The sequence below is a fragment of the Rhodoferax sp. SPJ21 genome, assembly GCF_058216335.1.
The window spans coordinates 418,413-435,019 of the sequence record NZ_JBYZMO010000001.1 but is presented as its reverse complement, the minus strand read 5'-3'; the positions used below and the strand labels follow the sequence as shown (position 1 = coordinate 435,019).

Annotated in this window: 11 protein-coding genes and 2 riboswitches; of the genes, 4 read left to right on the top strand and 7 right to left on the bottom strand. The window is 62.0% G+C overall.

Going from position 1 to position 16,607, the window contains the following annotated elements; all coding sequences use genetic code 11:
- Positions 1-30: 30 nt before the first annotated feature.
- The 5 genes from epsL to gcvT all read right to left on the bottom strand — a co-directional run bounded on the left by epsL (position 31) and on the right by gcvT (position 7,082).
- The gene (gene epsL / locus AC4BBN_RS01880; RefSeq protein ID WP_490590253.1) at positions 31-1,227 is read right to left on the bottom strand and encodes an XrtB/PEP-CTERM-associated polysaccharide biosynthesis outer membrane protein EpsL; all 1,197 of its coding nucleotides are present in this window, start codon (positions 1,225-1,227) and stop codon (positions 31-33) included.
- A gap of 676 nt (positions 1,228-1,903) precedes the next feature.
- The gene (locus AC4BBN_RS01875) at positions 1,904-2,518 is read right to left on the bottom strand and encodes a YitT family protein (protein ID WP_490590252.1); all 615 of its coding nucleotides are present in this window, start codon (positions 2,516-2,518) and stop codon (positions 1,904-1,906) included.
- Positions 2,519-2,564: 46 nt separating this feature from the next.
- Positions 2,565-5,447 (bottom strand): aminomethyl-transferring glycine dehydrogenase, encoded by a 2,883-nt coding sequence (gene gcvP, locus AC4BBN_RS01870; RefSeq protein WP_490590251.1) that lies wholly within the window; start codon positions 5,445-5,447, stop codon positions 2,565-2,567.
- A gap of 116 nt (positions 5,448-5,563) precedes the next feature.
- Positions 5,564-5,935, bottom strand: a complete 372-nt coding sequence (gcvH, locus tag AC4BBN_RS01865) for a glycine cleavage system protein GcvH (RefSeq protein WP_490590250.1) — start codon at positions 5,933-5,935, stop codon at positions 5,564-5,566.
- A gap of 25 nt (positions 5,936-5,960) precedes the next feature.
- Positions 5,961-7,082 carry a glycine cleavage system aminomethyltransferase GcvT gene (gene gcvT / locus AC4BBN_RS01860; RefSeq protein ID WP_490590249.1) on the bottom strand — a complete coding sequence of 374 codons (1,122 nt, stop codon included), beginning with the start codon at positions 7,080-7,082 and terminating at the stop codon, positions 5,961-5,963.
- A gap of 68 nt (positions 7,083-7,150) precedes the next feature.
- Positions 7,151-7,274, bottom strand: a riboswitch (glycine riboswitch).
- Between the two features lie 6 nt (positions 7,275-7,280).
- Positions 7,281-7,380: riboswitch (glycine riboswitch) on the bottom strand.
- Between the two features lie 54 nt (positions 7,381-7,434).
- Here gcvT and AC4BBN_RS01855 point away from each other — a divergent pair.
- A complete protein-coding gene (locus AC4BBN_RS01855) occupies positions 7,435-8,298 on the top strand; it encodes an HDOD domain-containing protein (protein ID WP_490590248.1) in 864 nt (287 codons plus the stop codon).
- Positions 8,299-8,358: 60 nt separating this feature from the next.
- Here AC4BBN_RS01855 and AC4BBN_RS01850 read toward each other — a convergent pair whose 3' ends face one another.
- Together AC4BBN_RS01850 and AC4BBN_RS01845 are read right to left on the bottom strand one after the other, a co-directional pair.
- Positions 8,359-9,642 carry an amidohydrolase family protein gene (locus AC4BBN_RS01850; protein WP_490590247.1) on the bottom strand — a complete coding sequence of 428 codons (1,284 nt, stop codon included), beginning with the start codon at positions 9,640-9,642 and terminating at the stop codon, positions 8,359-8,361.
- A 111-nt stretch (positions 9,643-9,753) separates the two neighbouring features.
- Positions 9,754-14,229 carry an EAL domain-containing protein gene (locus AC4BBN_RS01845; protein ID WP_490590246.1) on the bottom strand — a complete coding sequence of 1,492 codons (4,476 nt, stop codon included), beginning with the start codon at positions 14,227-14,229 and terminating at the stop codon, positions 9,754-9,756.
- 377 nt (positions 14,230-14,606) lie between these two features.
- On the opposite strand from AC4BBN_RS01845, the gene AC4BBN_RS01840 reads away from it, so the two are divergent.
- The 3 genes from AC4BBN_RS01840 to AC4BBN_RS01830 are packed head-to-tail and all read left to right on the top strand — an operon-like array spanning position 14,607 to position 16,588.
- Positions 14,607-14,993 (top strand): response regulator, encoded by a 387-nt coding sequence (locus AC4BBN_RS01840; RefSeq protein ID WP_490590245.1) that lies wholly within the window; start codon positions 14,607-14,609, stop codon positions 14,991-14,993.
- A complete protein-coding gene (locus AC4BBN_RS01835; RefSeq protein ID WP_490590244.1) occupies positions 14,990-15,601 on the top strand; it encodes a chemotaxis protein CheC in 612 nt (203 codons plus the stop codon). The genes AC4BBN_RS01840 and AC4BBN_RS01835 overlap by 4 nt, the downstream gene beginning before the upstream one ends.
- Before the next feature lie 3 nt (positions 15,602-15,604).
- On the top strand, positions 15,605-16,588 hold the full coding sequence (locus tag AC4BBN_RS01830; protein WP_490590243.1) for a GGDEF domain-containing protein: 984 nt from the start codon (positions 15,605-15,607) through the stop codon (positions 16,586-16,588).
- Positions 16,589-16,607 lie beyond the last annotated feature (19 nt).

The following is a 16,607-nucleotide window of genomic DNA, read 5'->3' as shown; positions in this document are numbered from 1 at the left end:
GAGAGCCTATTTATTGGTTGCGCGGTTTTGCTAGTAACTATATTGAGCAGAGAAGGTGGCCATATTGCTGTCAAAATCTAAGTTGGTTTGATTCGATGTTCTTTTGGAGTTCTTTAATGATGTACTTAAAGTCAATGATTGGTACGGCTGCCAATCAAGTGAGACGCTCATGTCTTTTAGCGTATCACTGCGTTGATCGGAAACCACACCCGATGGATTGCCTAGGTAGTCGCGAAAAGCTATTTCGTATTTGACGCCAACTGAAACTTTGGCAGTGGGCTGCCACACTGGGCCGAAAGATAGTCGGTCAGTTTTGGCATAGTTTGATGTGTCTGTTTGATAGCTTGTTAGCTCGCGGGTCCAGCCTGCAGTAAGGGCAGATTTTCCAGATATGGCCCAATTGAGGTTGGCACTTGTATTGATGCCGCTGTAGTTTCTCTGAGAGTAATGAGGATGGGCTCTACTGATATAGGCGGCAGTTAAATTGACGGTACTCTTACCTGTTAGGACCCAACGCAGTTTGAGTTCGTTGTCCTGCTGATGAAATGTATCGTCCAGCAAAGCGGCTTGTTGTAAAGCTCTGTCGGTATATTTACCGTCAGTCTTCCTATATGTGTATGTCAGACTGGTATCAGAAGGCCATACATATCGCAAACCTGCTTCTACATACGTGTTATCCGTGTTGCCTTCGGCTGCGGTGGGCAATACATTGACTTGTTTGATGGACATTAATGTCCCAATTACACGCCATGGGCCGCTAACTCCGTATTCGCCGTCTGCACGGACTATGGTATCTGTACGTTCATTTCGTACATTCAGGGTGGAGTTATCTGCGAAATCGTTGAGACTTTGCATGTGCTTGTAGAGCAAGTTGCCTTGCAACTCAGGGCTGGCGCTCCAGTGCCACGCTGCTTTTGCGTTGTGCGCTACAAAACTGAGGTAGCTGTTATTTTTATATTGGGAATCGACGAGGCTTGCGTCAAGGGTAACTTGCTGAAGGCTGTATGCCTTGTTGAAGTTGAGCCCTAGGGTAGTGAGTCCAATCACCTCAGACGTGTTAGATCTGCTGGGCAGCGTACTTGCGGGTAGTCGGAATAGATTGCTGTCTGTTTGCAGTGCGTAGCTTGCGTTCAGCTTGAATGCGTCGTCACCTTCGGCCCAAGCGACGGGTAGGCTGGAAAAAAGCAAGCAGACAGCTGCGAGACCCGATCTGTAGTTTGGAAACATGCGTGTTGCTGGTGGTTGCTTCAGGAGAGGGGCCGCTGCGTCGGAACTAGGCACAGATCACGCGCCTTCGAGGGCAACGTAACCTTGGTGCAGGGCTGGCAGTTGTTCACTAGCGGGCTTTCCTTGAGGAGCAGGTGGCAGAACAAAGGGTTTAACCTGATTGCGCGCAATTATGCATTTTCCGAAGGGTGTAAAAGCAACTAACAGGCCATCCTTTGCGGTTCAATTTTTATTTGTACGTGCATTCAATGCGAGACGCCGTGATAAAAGTGGATATGCATTGCTCCGATTGTTTCAATTTGAAACAGTCAATCTCGCCTTTGTATATATCTGCAATCGATACGCGAAATACGGTCAGTAATTGAAATTCTCGTGCAATATTTTGGCCGCCTTGCACGAGCGGGTAATTTGCGATTGCTTTACCAGCTGATGTTGAAGCCTATGCAGTCACGCTCTTAACGGATGGACTTTGGTTCTGGCTGTTTTTCGCTGCAGCAAGTCGTTAATTTTGAGCTACGGGAGCTGTTTTTATTGCGGTGCAGCAAAATTTTTCACAAACCTACACTCAGTTGCCAGTTGCCAGTTGCCAGTTGCCGTTTGGAGATTCTTGAGGGACGGTACTTGTGTGAGACCTCGGTCGTGGGTAAACATACCGGTTTTTTCGTTCCTTGGGGTTTTACAACACCGCGTACCGCCCAGGCCGGTGGTTCACCCAGATAAACAGGTTCATGACCACCGCTGCCAGTACCGAGTAGGCCACGCGGGCGGGTTCTATGGCGGTGAGGGCTAGCAGGACGATGGCGCAATCTATGCCCATTTGCACCTTGCCGGCGCGCCAGCCGTAGGTTTTTTGCAGGTACAGGGTGACGATGGTGGCGCCGCCCAGGCTGGCACGATGGCGGGCCAGGAACAGGCAGCCGGAACCAAGCAGCAAGCCGCCCAGCACTGCGGCGTAGGCCGGATGCAGCCTGTCGATCGCGAACAGGCTGGGCGACCATTCCACCATGGCCGACAGCAGGCTGATGGCGATGAAGGTCTTGAAGGTAAATTCGCGGCCCATGCGCGTCCAGGCAAACCAGTAGAACGGCAGGTTGATCAGAAAGAACAGCTTGCCCAAGGTGACGCCAGTGGCATAGTGCAGCAAAAAGGCCGCGCCGGCTGTGCCGCCGGTGAGCAGCCCGACCTGGGCAAACAATATCAATGCCAGCGACACAAACAGGGTGCCGGTGAAGATGGCTTGCGCATCTTCAAACGGCGTGTGGATGTGAACCGGTAGGACAGGGGTGTTCATGCCCTTACCCTCAGCAGGATCTGTGCCGCGCATGCCTTCGCGGGATTCAGGCGTAGTCCGCCACCGGCACGCAGCTGCAGAACAGGTTGCGGTCACCAAAGACGTTGTCCACCCGGCCCACAGGTGGCCAGTATTTGGCCTGCTTAAGGCTGGCCAGCGGGAAGGCGCCGGTTTCACGCGCGTAAGGACGGTCCCACTCGGCGGCCAGCAGGCTGGCGGCGGTGTGGGGGGCGTGCACCAAGGGGTTGTTGTCACGCGGCCAGGTGCCGGCTTCGACCTGGCGGATTTCCTCGCGGATGGCGACCATGGCGAAGATGAAGCGGTCCAGCTCGGCCAAGGTTTCGCTTTCGGTCGGCTCCACCATCAGCGTGCCGGGCACGGGGAAGCTGAGCGTGGGGGCGTGGAAGCCGTAGTCGGCCAGGCGTTTGGCTACGTCTTCGGCGGTGATGCCGCAGCTGTCCTTGATGGGGCGCAGGTCCAGGATGCATTCGTGCGCCACGTGACCGTTGGCGCTGGCGTACAGGGTGGGGTAGTGCGCTTGCAGCTTGGTGCTGACGTAGTTGGCTGCCAGGATGGCGGCCTCGGTAGCGTGCTGCAGGCCTTCGGCGCCCATCATGCGGCAGTACATCCAGCTGATCGGCAGCACGGATGCATTGCCCAAGGGTGCTGCGCTGATGGCGCCGATGCCATGGTTGTTGTCGCCCGCCGTGGCGTGGCCTGGTAGATAAGGAATCAGGTCCTCGACCACGCAAACCGGGCCGACGCCGGGGCCGCCACCGCCGTGTGGGATGCAGAAGGTCTTGTGCAAATTGAGGTGGCTGACGTCGCCGCCGAATTCACCGGGTGCGGCCACGCCGACCAGGGCGTTCATATTCGCGCCATCCACATAGACGCGGCCGCCATGGCTGTGCACCAGGGCGCAGAGTTCCTTGACCTGGGTCTCGAACACGCCGTGGGTGCTGGGGTAGGTGATCATCACTGCCGCCAGGTGGCTGCTGTGCTGCTCGCACTTGGCCTGCAGGTCGGCCATGTCCACGTTGCCATTCGCATCGCATGCGGTGACGACCACGGTCAGGCCGGCCATCTGGGCGCTGGCGGGGTTGGTGCCGTGGGCGCTGGACGGGATCAGGCAGATATTGCGCTGGCTTTGGCCGTGCGCATCGAAATAGGCCTTGATGGCCAGCAGGCCGGCGTATTCGCCCTGGCTACCGGCATTTGGTTGCAGGCTGATGCCCGCATAGCCGGTGGCCTGGCTGAGCCAGGCGCAGAGCTGGCTGTTCAGCTCGGCATAACCCAGGCGCTGCTCTGGCGGGGCAAAGGGGTGGATGTTGGCGAACTCGGGCCAGGTCACGGGCATCATTTCGCTGGTCGCGTTGAGCTTCATGGTGCAGCTGCCCAGGGGGATCATGCTGCGGTCCAGGGCCAGGTCCTTGTCGCTGAGTGCGCGGATGTAGCGCAGCATGCCGGTTTCACTGTGGTGGGTGTTGAACACCGGGTGCGTCAGGAAGGCGCTGCTGCGGCGCAGTGCTGCGGGGATCATCACTTCCACGCTGTTTTCCAGCTCGCTCAGGCGCGGCATGGGTTCGCCGGGCTTGACGAAGAAGGACCACAGCATTTCGATGTCGCCACGGGTGGTGGTTTCGTCCAGCGAGATGCCCAAATGGGTTTTCAAGCGAAAACGCAGGTTGGCGCAGGATTGCTGTGCGCGGGTAGCTATTAAATTAGTAGCATCACCGGTTTTGACGGTGATGGAGTCAAACGCGTATTCGTTGGTCACCGCATAGCCCATTTGCTCCAGGCCGCGCGCCAGGATGGCGGTCAAGCGGGCCACGCGCTCGGCGATGCGGGTCAGGCCCTGTGGGCCGTGGTAGACGGCGTACATGCTGGCCAGCACGGCGGGCAGCACCTGCGCGGTGCAGATGTTGGAAGTGGCTTTTTCGCGGCGGATGTGTTGCTCACGGGTTTGCAGCGCCAGGCGGTAGGCCGGGTTGCCGTGCGCGTCCACACTCACACCCACCAGGCGGCCGGGTAGCGAGCGTTTGAAAGCATCGCGGCAAGCCATGTAGGCGGCGTGGGGGCCGCCGTTGCCCATGGCCACGCCGAAGCGCTGGGTGCTGCCGATGACGATGTCGGCGTCCCACTCGCCGGGGGGCACCAGCAGGGTCAGGGCCAGCAGGTCGGCCGCTACGCAGACGGCTGCGCCGCTGGCATGGGCCACGCCCACCAGGGGCCGCAGGTCGTGCACCATGCCGTTGGTGGCGGGGTACTGGGCCAGCACGCCGAAGAAGTCACCGCTGGCCATCAACTGGGGCAGGGTGATGACGGCGGTGCTGATCTTGACTTCGATACCCAGCGGCTTGGCGCGGGTCTGGATGACTTCAATGGTTTGTGGATGGCAGTCGCCCGCCACGATGAACACATTGCTCTTGCTTTTGGCGCTGCGCTTGGCCAGGGTCATGGCTTCGGCTGCGGCAGTGGCTTCGTCCAGCATGGATGCATTGGCAATCGGCATGCCGGTCAGGTCGCAGACCATGGTCTGGAAGTTGACCAGCGCCTCCATGCGGCCTTGCGAAATCTCGGCCTGGTAGGGCGTGTAGGCGGTGTACCAGGCGGGGTTCTCCAGGATGTTGCGCTGGATCACACCCGGCGTGTGGGTGCCGTAGTAGCCCTGGCCGATGAAGCTTTTGAAGACTTGGTTCTTGGCGGCAATCGCCTTCAGCTCGGCCAGCGCTGCTGCCTCGGTCACGGGCGCGGGCAGGTCCATAGGCGCGCTGCGCGCGATGGAACGCGGCACGATGCCGTCAATCAGGTCCCGGCGCGAACTGGAGCCAATCACTTCCAGCATCAGGGTTTCATCGGCAGCGTCGATGCCGATGTGGCGGGCGATGAATTCGCTGGCGTTTTCTAGTTCGTGCAGGGAGGTCGTCATGGGGTATCCGGGGGTATCGGTGAGGTAACTACGCAGATGCGTACTTTGCGCGTTCGTCCTGGGCCTGGCGGGTATGGCTAGCAGCCCTTCGACAGGCTCAGGGCGAACGGCGGGGGTTAGGCGTTTTGACTAAAGGCGTTGTAGGCGGTTTCGTCCAGCAGGGCGGCGACTTGGGATGCGTCCGACAGCTTGACCTTGAAGAACCAGCCGGCGCCGAGTGGGTCGGTGTTGGCCAGGGCGGGGTCGGCGCGCAGGGCTTCGTTGACCTCGGTGATCTCGCCAGAGACGGGCATGTACACATCGGCAGCGGCCTTCACGGACTCGACCACGCCGGCCACGTCTTTTTGCGCGAAGCTGGTGCCGACGGCGGGCAGGTCGACGAACACTACGTCACCCAATGCGTCTTGCGCGTGGTGCGTGATGCCGACGGTGGCGGTGTCGCCCTCGATGTTCAGCCATTCGTGGTCTTCGGTGTACTTGATGCTCATGGGGGTGCTCCTGTCAATGGTTGAATTAACCGCGGAAATAGCGGTTGGGTGTGAAAGGCATGGTGACGACTTCCATCGGCACGATTTTGCCTCGCACGATGGCGTGGATACGGGTGCCGATGGCGGCAAATTCGGGCGCTACATAGGCCATCGCAATCGGCTTGTCCACCGTGGGGCCGAGCAGGCCGCTGGTGACTTCGCCAATCGCGTTGCCGGCGGTGTCCTGCAAGGCGGTGTGTTCGCGCACCGGAATGCGTTCCAGGGCGACAAGGCCTACACGTTTCTTGGCTGTGGCGCCCGGAGTACCTGCGAGCTGCGCTAGTATTTTGCTAGCGCCTGGGAAGCCGCCTTCACGCGCACCACCCGCGCGACGCACTTTTTGCAAGGCCCAGTTCAGGCCGGCTTCGACGGGGGTGGTGCTGGTGTCCAGGTCGTTGCCATACAGGCACAGGCCGGCTTCCAGGCGCAGCGAGTTGCGTGCGCCCAGGCCTATGGGTTGGACCTCGGGCTGGGCCAGCAGGGCGCGGGCCAAAGCCTCGGCCTGGTCTTGGTGTACAGAAATTTCAAAGCCGTCTTCGCCGGTGTAGCCGCTGCGGGTCAGGAAGCAGGGGATGCCGGCTACCTCGAAGCTGCCGCCGGTCATGAACACCAGCTTTTCCACACCGGGTGCCAGGCGCGACAGTGCGTCGACGGCCTTGGGGCCCTGCAGCGCCAGCAGCGCCATTTCCGGCATGGGGATGACTTCGCAGCGCTGGCCGATTTGGGCCTGGATGTGGGCGATGTCGCCCACTTTGCAGGCGCCGTTGACGATGACGAAGATGTCGGCCTCGCGCTTGAAGAACATCAGGTCGTCGATGATGCCTCCGTCTTCGTTGAGCAGCAGGCCGTAGCGCTGCTTGCCCACGGGCAGGTCGATCACGTCCACCGGCACCAGGGTTTCAAAGGCCGCAGCGGCGTCAGGCCCGACCAGGCGTAACTGGCCCATGTGAGATACGTCGAACAGGCCGGCGGCGTTACGCGTGTGGTGGTGCTCGGCCATCAAACCGGCGGGGTATTGCACCGGCATGCTGTAGCCGGCGAAGGGCACCATGCGGGCGCCTAGCTCCAGATGCAGGGCGTTGAGAGGGGTCAGCAACAGGTCGGACATGGCGGTTCTTTCGGGGGCACATTGGAATCACGACTCCTAAAAACGTAAACACGTTCTCAGAATCATGTGTGGCCCCCGCTGTCCGCTTTACCTGAGCGATTCGCCGGGTAGGCCTTGCGGTGGTGCAGGCCGACTGCGGGTTGCGCCTTCGGTGAGCCCGCTCGGGGCGGGCTTCTCTCCAGGGGGAGACGCTTGTAAAAGCGTTTGTCAGTCCTTTTGCCTGAGCGTTCAGGCCCACGTAGCGGGGCCCTGCGCCTTCGGCGGTTTTCGGTTGAAAACTCTCTCCTGACGGGCAGGATTCTACCGAAGCCCAAGCCGTCGTCGGCATAATTCCGTGGATTAAGGGGGCACGATGCAACTGGCAGACATAGACCGAGAACTGGAAACCGCCAAGGCCAAGGGGGCCGTGCGGGACATCGTGATACCGCCATGCCCCCAGCTCTTACTGGAGCTGCAGGACGAAGTGCGGGGCGGCGACCCCGACCCCGCCGTGATCGCCCGCATTGCCAGCCAGGACGTGGCCATGGCGGCGGCACTGATACGTTATTCCAACAGCCCCTTGTTTGCCCGCTCCCGCCCGGCCCGCACCGTGGGCGAGGCGATTGCCATGCTGGGGGTGAAGCAGACCGTGGGCGTGCTGACAGGGTTTTTTACCAGGCATGCGATCCGCGTCAATGCGGACTTGCTGGAGCACTTCTGGGAAACCTCTACCCGCCGTTCCCTGGCCATGGCCTACATTGCCCGCCACTTGTACGGTGTGGATGTGGAGGTGGCGCAAACCTGCGGCCTGTTTTGCCACGTGGGCATACCGGTGATGCTGCAGGGCGTGAAGGGCTATGCTGGCACGTTGGCCGAGGCCCTGGCCCGGCAAGACCGCAGCTTTACCCAGACCGAGAATGCAGCCCACAAGACCGACCACGCCGTGGTGGGCGCGCTGGTGGCCAAGACCTGGAAGCTCCCGCCCCTGGTGACGGCCGCCGTGCGGCTGCACCATGACTTCACCATCCTGCCATCTGCCAGCATCCCTGCCGAGGTGCGTTATCTGGTGGCGATGCTCCTGGTGGCGGAACACCTGGTGGCTTTGCACGAGGGCACCCGCGAGTCGGACGAATGGGCTCGTTTTGGCCCGGCCTGTATGGAGCACCTGCATATCGACCAGGCAGAGCTGCAGCACTGGGCGGACGATCTGCACCCGGTGTTTGAGAACCTGGCCTAGTTTGCTATCAAGTTAATAGCTTCTGGCGCAGGTAATGCCTGCGCCAGCGGCCTGTTTGACTTAAATTTCGGAGCGCAGCATCCAGTCGGTTTGGCCGGGCCGGCCGGGCAGGTGCAGGCGGGCGGTGGTAGCCGGTGTTTGGGCCAGCAACTGGCCCCGGCGGTAGACCTGCAGGCGGGTGGCGCGCAGGCGAATCGCCTCGATCGGGTCTTGCGCCTGCAGCAGCACAAAGTCGGCGTTGCAGCCGGCCTCCAGGCCATAGCCTTCCAATTGCAGAATCTTCGCCGGGTTGGCTGTGACGGCCTGGAAGCACTGTCGCATGGCGGCCTGGCTGGTCATCTGCGCGACGTGCAGGCCCATGCTGGCGACTTCCAGCATGTCGCCGCTGCCCAGGCTGTACCAAGGGTCCATGGCGCAGTCCTGGCCGAAGGCTACGGTCAGGCCCTGGGCCAGCATCTCGGGCACACGGGTCATGCCACGGCGTTTGGGGTAGGTGTCGTGCCGGCCTTGCAGGGTGATGTTGATCAGCGGGTTGCTGATGACGTTCATCTGCGCCTCGGCCATCAGCGGCAGCAGCTTGCTCACGTAGTAGTTGTCCATGCTGTGCATGGAGGTCAGGTGCGAGCCGGTGACGCGGCCGTGCAGGCCCAGGCGGTTGGTCTCGAAGGTCAGGGTTTCGATGTGGCGCGACAGCGGGTCGTCTGACTCGTCGCAGTGCATGTCCACCAGCTTGCCTTGCTCGGCAGCCAGCTCGCACAGCAGCTTCACGCTCAATGCGCCATCGGCCATGGTGCGCTCGAAGTGGGGGATTCCGCCGACCACGTCCACGCCCATCTGCAGCGCGCGTTTGAGCTTGTCCATGCCGTTCGGGTCGCGCAGCACACCGTCTTGCGGGAAGGCCACCAGTTGCAGGTCCAGGTAGGGAGCGACGCGGCGTTTCACCTCCAGCAGGGCTTCCACGGCCAGCAGGCGCGGGTCGCAGATGTCCACATGGCTGCGGATGGCCAGCAGGCCGTGGCCCACGGCCCAGTCGCAGTAGGCCATGGCGCGGTCCACCAATGCCTCTTGTGTGAGGTGGGGTTTGAGCTCGCCCCACAGGGCGATGCCCTCCAGCAGCGTGCCGCTCTGGTTGACGCGGGGTTGGCCGTAGCTCAGGGTGGCGTCCATGTGGAAATGCGCGTCCACAAACGGCGGGCTGACCAACAAGCCCTGGGCGTCCACGGTCTGGTGCGCGGGGGCTTGCAGCCCAGGGCTGACTTCCACAATCTTGCCGCCCTGTACCGCGATGGACATGCCGCTGCGGCCGTCGGGCAGGGTGGCGTGGGTGACGAGTAAATCCAGCATGCACATTCCTTTCAAAACACGGGCCATGCAGCTTTCACGCCAAGGCGGGCGCAGTGGACTGCATGGAAGTTCAAGCTGGATGCTATCAAATTAGAAGCTGGTGGCGCAGGTCTAGTCTGCGCTGGAGGCCAATAATTTATCCAAGGCCTGGATAGGAAGCGGGCGGCTGAACAGATAGCCCTGGTAGGCCGCGCAGCCGTGCAGCGCCAGGAAGTCGCGCTGGGCCGTGGTTTCGACCCCCTCGGCAATCACCGCCAGGCCCAGGCTTTGGCCCAGGGCGATGATGGTGCGCACGATGGATGCGTCGTTCACGTCTTCGGCAATGTCGCGCACGAAGGACTGGTCGATCTTCAGCTGGCCCAGCGGCAGGCGCTTGAGATAGGACAGCGACGAATAGCCGGTGCCGAAGTCGTCCAGCGAAAAGCCCAGGCCCAGGGCCTGCAGTGCGGTCATCTTGGCAATCGTCAGGTCCAGGTCGTTGACCAGCAGGCTTTCGGTGAGCTCCAGCTTGAGCAGGCGGGCATCTACGCCACTGGCCAGCACGGTCTGGATGGTCTGCTCCACGAAATCGGGATGGTGGAATTGCCGCGCACTGACGTTGACGGCCATGCTGATGTGCGCGGTATGCGCCTGACCATGCCATCTTTTGAGATGCTGGCAGGCGCTGCGGAGCACCCATTGGCCCAGCGGGATGATGATGCCGGTGTCTTCCGCGACAGGGATGAATTCAGCGGGCGAGATCAGGCCGCGCTGCGGGTGCAGCCAGCGCAACAGGGCTTCCACGCCGATGATCTGGCCCTCGGCATTGAACTGGGGTTGGTAGTGCAGCAAGTATTCCTGTTGCGCCAGGGCCTGGCGCATTTCCAGCTCCAGTTGCGCCCGGGCGTTGACGATGGCCTGCATGCTCGGGTTGAAGAAGCGGATGGCGTTGCGCCCGGCGGTCTTGGCCTGGTACATGGCCAGGTCGACCTGCTTGAGGAGTTCGCCCGTGCCCAGGCTTTCCTGGCCGAAGGGCGCTACGCCTATGCTGGAGGTGGTGTTGTGTTCCACGCCGCCCAGCACATAGGGTACGGCCAGGGCGGCCAACATTTTCTCGCCCATGCTGCGGGCGATCAGGGCGGCTTCGGCGCTGTTGTCGCTCAGGTCTTCCAGCATCACCACAAACTCGTCGCCGCCGAAGCGCGATACCGTATCGACCCCGCGTACGCAGCCGCTCAGGCGGGCGGCCACCTGTTGCAGCAGCAGGTCGCCGCTTTCGTGGCCCAGGGTGTCGTTGAGGGTTTTGAAGTTGTCCAGATCGATGAACAGCAGTGCCCCGTAGTGGCCGTGGCGCGCGCTGCCGGTCAATGCCTGCTGCAGCCGGTCCATCAGCAGCAGGCGGTTGGGCAGCTGGGTGAGCTGGTCGTAGAAGGCCAGTTGCTGGATTTCTCGCTCGGCGGCTTTGCGCTGAGTGATGTCGGTGTTGATGGACAGTACCGAGCGGGGCAGGCCTAGTTCGTCGTGCACCAGAGTCCGGTGCGATTCCACGGCCACCATCCGGCCGTCCTTGCGCAGGTGCTGCACCTCGCCTTGCCAAGTGCCAGTCTGCATCAGCTGGTGCATGCCTTGCGCGAATGCGGTGTGGTCAACGAAGATGCGTTTGTACATGGGCTGGCCCATTGCCTCTTCGGCGGTCCAGCCGGTCAGGCGCTCGGCGCCGTGGTTCCAGAAGATCACGTTGCCGGCCAGGTCGTATTGCACGATCGCGTCCTGGGCTTTGTCGAGCAGGGCAGCCTGGTCGCGGAGTTGGGCGTCGGCCTTCAGCCTTTGCATTTCGGCTGCCACCCGAGCGGCAAAGATCTGCAGCGTGGACTGTATGAAGGCGTAGTCCACGAGCGGCGCGCAGTAGAGCACGAAGATCTGTCCAATCGGCTGGCCATGGGCATCTTCCAGCCGCTGGCCCACATAGGCCTGGGCGCCCATCTGGGCCAGCTCTTGGGCCTGTGGGAAGCGGATGGTGACGTCGTGTGTCTCCGCCCAGTGGTTGTTGCGGAACAGGTTTTCGCACGGTGTACCCAGGATGGCGTAGTCAAAGTCGTCCAGGCGCTGGCCGTTCAGTACGGCAGCCAGGGTGCGGCCGCGTGGTGGTTCGCCCGGCAGCAGGCGGGTCACAAAGGCAGCTTGCGCGCCCAGTGCTTCACACATATGGCGCGCCATTTCGACGAAGAACTCCAGCCCGGAGCTGGCCGACACGGCCGCCGCGACCGTGAGCACGGCGTTTTGCAGCCGGCGCTGCTCGGTCTGCGCCCGCAGATTACCAATGCCAAACGCCAGGTCGTTGGCCAGTTCCTGCAGCAGCTGTAGCTCTTCCTGGCTGACGTGCAGGGCCTCTTTGGTGCACAGAACCAGCACGCCGAAGGTGCGTTGCAGGTCCCTCAGTGGCAGGCACACCAGGCCGCGGATGCCACTGGCCAGGATGGTGCTGTGGCTCGGGGCCAGAGCTGGGTCGATGTCGCCGTGGTCGCTAATGATGACGGCTTGGCCGCTGCGGATAGTGCGCCCGGCTGGGCCTTTGCCCCGTGGGTCGTCGGCTGCCCAGGAGATTTGGGATACCTCTGTGTTTGGTGACACCGTGCCTGCGTAGGCCACGCGCTCCAGCGACTTGGCTGCATCATCGAGCGCGAAGCCAACCCAGGCGCCCAGGTAGCCGCCGATATCCACCGTGATGCGGCAGATGTCCGCCAGCAGCGCTGCTTCGGAGCTGGCGCGTATCAGTGCTTCGTTGCAGGTGCTTAGCATCTGCTGTGCCCGGCTGACCTGGGCCAGTTCGCGCTCGGCACGCAGGCGCTGGGTGATGTCGGTGCCCATGACCAGGCGGGCGGGGGCGCCGTTGAAGATGATGCTGTTGGTGATGACCTCTACATCGATGGTCTTGCCATTCTTGGTACGGTGCTGGTGCAGCAGGCGCAAGCGGCTTTGTTCACGCAGGTGCTCGCGCACCAGGCCTTGCCCTCGCTCGACATCGTTGGCCCAGAGTTCGCTAAGGTGCATGCTCAGTAGCTCCTGGCGGCTGTAGCCATAGTTCTCAACCATGGCCTGGTTGACCGCCAGTAAGTGCATGTCCTGGCCCACCACCCACATGGGCTGGGGGTTGCTGTCGAACAGCATGCGGTACTGGTTTTCCGAGGTGCGCAGCTGTTCGGACAGGCGGTGGCGCTGCAGCGTGGCGCCCAGCGTTTCCACCAGGATCTGCAAATTGGCGACATCGCGCGGGGTAAACGCCTGGGGTTGCCGCCAGGCGATCTTGAAAACGCCAGCTACCGCGCCCTGTACCAGAAGGGGCAAGATGACCAGCGAGCGCACGTTCATGCTACGAGTGGCTTCGCGGTCCACGCGTGGGTCGGTTTCGGTGTCGGTGCTGGACTGTGTGGTGCCTGTGCGTGCGGCCAGGGCGGCCAGGCTGTTGCCGTTCAACGACCACTGGCTGGATGGCGCCCGACCATGGTGGGCGGCGGTGTGCAGCAGTTCGCCGTCCAGCAAGTCAATCGAGCTGCCGTCTGCCGTGGTCAGCCCGCAGGCCCGCCGGGTAATGGTTTGCATGGCTCTAGGCAGGTCGTGGCCCAGCCCGGCAATCTGCTGCTGGATGTCCAGGATCTCGGCGCGGGTTTGCACATCGCGCCGCGACTCTTGTTGCGCGCGCAGGCTACCTATGCCGAAGGCCAGGTCGTTGGCCAGCTCTTCCAGCAGCTGGATTTCGTCGTGGCTGGCGTCAATGGTTTCGTGCGCATACAGCAGTAGTACGCCAAATGTGCGTGTGCCATCGCGCAGCGGCAGGCAGACCACGCCGCGCACGCCCGCAGCCTGCAGTAGGTGGCCCCAGGGGCGAAGGCCCGCCGTGTCCGCTACGTCATGCAGGATGGTGGTTTTGCCGCTGCGCACCGTGTGACCCGCAGCGCCCATGCCTTCGGGTACGGCGTCCGACCACGATGGTCTGTACTGTGGTGGGTAGGCCGGTGTGACGCCCGCAAATGCCACGCGCTCTATGGTCTTGGCCTCGTCGGTGCAGGTAAAGCCTACCCAGGCGCCCCAATAGCCGCCGATGTCCACGGTGATGCGGCAAATTTCTTGCAACAAGCTGTCTTCCAGCGTGGCCCGGATCAGGGCCATATTGCAGCTGCTGAGCATCTGGTGGGCGCGGTGCAGGCGGGCCCATTCGCGCTCGGCATGTGCGCGCTGGGTGATGTCCAGCACCAGCCAGTGGTGGGCCGCCACGCCTTGGAACTGCAGGGCGTCGGCGGTGATTTCCACCTCTATCAGCGTGCCGTCGCGGTGGTGGTGGCGGCAGGTGACTGCGGCTTGGCCGGGCTGGGGCGCCCGGTTGCGTATCTGTGCCATGTCGCCATCGGGTGGCTGCGGCCACAAATCCCACACCTGCATTGTCAGGAATTTCGCTTCACCATAGCCGTAGTGCCGCAGCATGGCCGGGTTTGCGGCCAGCACCCGTCCCGAGTCGGCGGCCAGTATGCACATGGCGCGCCGGCTGCGCTGGAACAGCTGCCAAAGTTGGGCATCGGTAGCGCCAGAAGGTTCGGGCGGCTTGGTTGTCATGCGCAGCCCACGCGGTATAGACGGGGCGCACAGCACCACTCCCGGGTCATTGCGGAGGGCGTGGCAGTTTGTGCAACAGCTGTTTTAGGAGGCATCCACACTCCAGGTTCGAGAAGCGTTGGCCCGCTGTGGGGTGTAACGCGAACACCGGCCCACAGCATCGTACCCACCATTGCCGGTTTTTCAACTAGGGCAATGCGCGCATAGCAAGATGCACGGTTCAGGCGTATCGTGCACCTGGCGCAGGGATTTGCGGGCGGGCTGTGAAAGCATGCGAGCAAGGCCGGATTGCAGCCCAGAGAGGCGCGAAAAGCAGTTTCGGCTGCTCGCTGCGGCGACAATAAGCATACATTTCGTTTTTCTGATTTACTTACTTTATGACCGAAACAACTTCTTCCGCTATTTCTGTTTTATTGGTGGATGACAGTCGTGTGTCGCGCATGATGATCCGCACGTTGCTGCAGGCCAAGCGCCCGGGTTGGACCCTCGTGGAGGCCTCCAATGGCGCCGAGGCGCTGGCTTTGGCCGCCGCACAGCCTTTCCAGTTCTGCACCATGGACATCAATATGCCGGGCATGTTGGGCACCGACGCCGCCGAGTTGCTGTTGCGTGATTTCCCTGGCATGCGGCTGGCGCTGTTCTCCGCCAACATCCAGGAAACCCAGCGCACCCGCGCGGCCGAGCTGGGCGCGAAGTTTGTCGCCAAGCCGGTGAGTGAGAAAAGCATTACCGAGGCCCTGGCGTTTTTCGAGGCCGCACCATGATTGCCCTGAGCGAGCTGCAGCTGGATGCGCTCACCGAGGTGTTCAACGTGGGTGCCGGCAAGGCCGCCGCCAGTCTGAGTGAAATCGTGGGCGACCAGGTCTTGCTGGCCGTGCCCCGTATCAGCTTCTACCACCACTCCGAGGTGACTGCCGATGTGCTGTCGCTGGACGGCGCGCGCCAGGGGGCGGTGCGGCAGAGTTTTGGCGGGCCTTTCAGCCTGGATGCCACGCTGCTGTTCCGCGAAGAGCGGGTGCTGGAGATCGTGCAGGAGATGCTGGGCACGCAGGTCAGCGTGGAAGAGATGGTGGACTTCGAGCAGGAGGCCATGTGCGAGCTGGGCAACATCATCTTGAATGCCTGCCTGTCGGCTATCTCCGACATGCTGAACGTGGCGCTGGAGGGTACCCTGCCTGAATACTCGGTGGACGCGACCGATGTGTTGCTCGGCAAAATCCTATCGGACCCCGACCAGCCGGTGGTGTTGGTGCTGCATATCAATTTGACCATTGAAAAACGCCAGACCCATGGCAACTTGGTGTTTTTGCTGAGCTCGGGCTCTCTGGAGGGCTTGGTGGCCGCGCTGGATAAGTTGATCGCTGGAATTTGAGCCATGCACCCTGCTATGGATGGCACGGCGTTACCGTGGAAGCCGATGTTGGACGCCTTGGGCACAGGCGTGATTTTGCTGAATGCGCGCGGAGAAGTGGTCTACTGGAACGCCTGGATGGCCCGCTACAGCGGCCTGGCGGCCGAGGGGGTGCTGGGCCGTGATCTGGAAAGCATTTTCCCAGGCGGTTTGTCCGGCCCGTTTCTCGGTGCTGTGAAGCGGCTATTGGCCTACAGGCTGCCCGTGGTTTTGTCGAATGTGCTACACCGTGCGCCTTTGCCCTTGTTCCATAAGCTGGACGCCTCCGAGCTGGAACCGCCACAGCGCATGCCCCAGGCGCTGACCCTGGTATCGGTGGGTGACGTGCACAGCGGTAGTTTTTGCCTGATCCAGGTCACCGACACCAGCATGTTCGTCAAACGGGAACGGGTGCTGCAGTCCCAGTCAGAGCGCCTGTCGCTGGAGGCCGTGACCGACGGCCTGACCGGCGTCTACAACCGCAAATATTTTGACCAGTGCTTGTCGGCCGAGTTGCGCCGGCACCAGCGCAGCAAAACCGTGCTGTCGCTGCTGATGCTGGACGTGGACTATTTCAAGAATTACAACGACAGCTATGGTCACCCCGCCGGGGACCGCGTGCTCAAGGCCCTGGTGTCGTCGGTCAAGTCCCAGCTGCTGCGCCCGAACGACGTGCTGGCACGCTATGGGGGTGAGGAGTTTGTCGTCATTCTGCCGTCGGTAGACCAGGCTGGGGCCATGCTGCTGGCGGCCAAGGTGCGTGCGGCGGTTGCAGCGCTGGACATTGCACACGCGGATTCGCAGGTCGCCAGCCACGTGACCGTCAGCGTGGGCGCTACGACCTCGGTGGCCGGTCACTGTGACATGTCGGCCCTGGTCGAGGCGGCGGACCAGGCCCTATATGCCGCCAAGTCTGCCGGTCGCAACACGGTGCACTGGCAGCCATGCCAGGGGCCAATGCCCGCCTAGCGGATGTTTTTTGCTATTG

Excerpts from the sequence above, each read along its gene's own strand:
- AC4BBN_RS01855 (WP_490590248.1), top strand. The coding sequence starts at position 7,435 with ATGCAACTGGCAGACATAGACCGAGAACTGGAAACCGCCAAGGCCAAG.
- gcvT (WP_490590249.1), bottom strand. The coding sequence starts at position 7,082 with ATGTCCGACCTGTTGCTGACCCCTCTCAACGCCCTGCATCTGGAGCTA.
- AC4BBN_RS01850 (WP_490590247.1), bottom strand. The coding sequence starts at position 9,642 with ATGCTGGATTTACTCGTCACCCACGCCACCCTGCCCGACGGCCGCAGC.
- gcvP (WP_490590251.1), bottom strand. The coding sequence starts at position 5,447 with ATGACGACCTCCCTGCACGAACTAGAAAACGCCAGCGAATTCATCGCC.
- AC4BBN_RS01875 (WP_490590252.1), bottom strand. The coding sequence starts at position 2,518 with ATGAACACCCCTGTCCTACCGGTTCACATCCACACGCCGTTTGAAGAT.
- epsL (WP_490590253.1), bottom strand. The coding sequence starts at position 1,227 with ATGTTTCCAAACTACAGATCGGGTCTCGCAGCTGTCTGCTTGCTTTTT.
- AC4BBN_RS01835 (WP_490590244.1), top strand. The coding sequence starts at position 14,990 with ATGATTGCCCTGAGCGAGCTGCAGCTGGATGCGCTCACCGAGGTGTTC.
- AC4BBN_RS01840 (WP_490590245.1), top strand. The coding sequence starts at position 14,607 with ATGACCGAAACAACTTCTTCCGCTATTTCTGTTTTATTGGTGGATGAC.
- AC4BBN_RS01845 (WP_490590246.1), bottom strand. The coding sequence starts at position 14,229 with ATGACAACCAAGCCGCCCGAACCTTCTGGCGCTACCGATGCCCAACTT.
- AC4BBN_RS01830 (WP_490590243.1), top strand. The coding sequence starts at position 15,605 with ATGCACCCTGCTATGGATGGCACGGCGTTACCGTGGAAGCCGATGTTG.
- gcvH (WP_490590250.1), bottom strand. The coding sequence starts at position 5,935 with ATGAGCATCAAGTACACCGAAGACCACGAATGGCTGAACATCGAGGGC.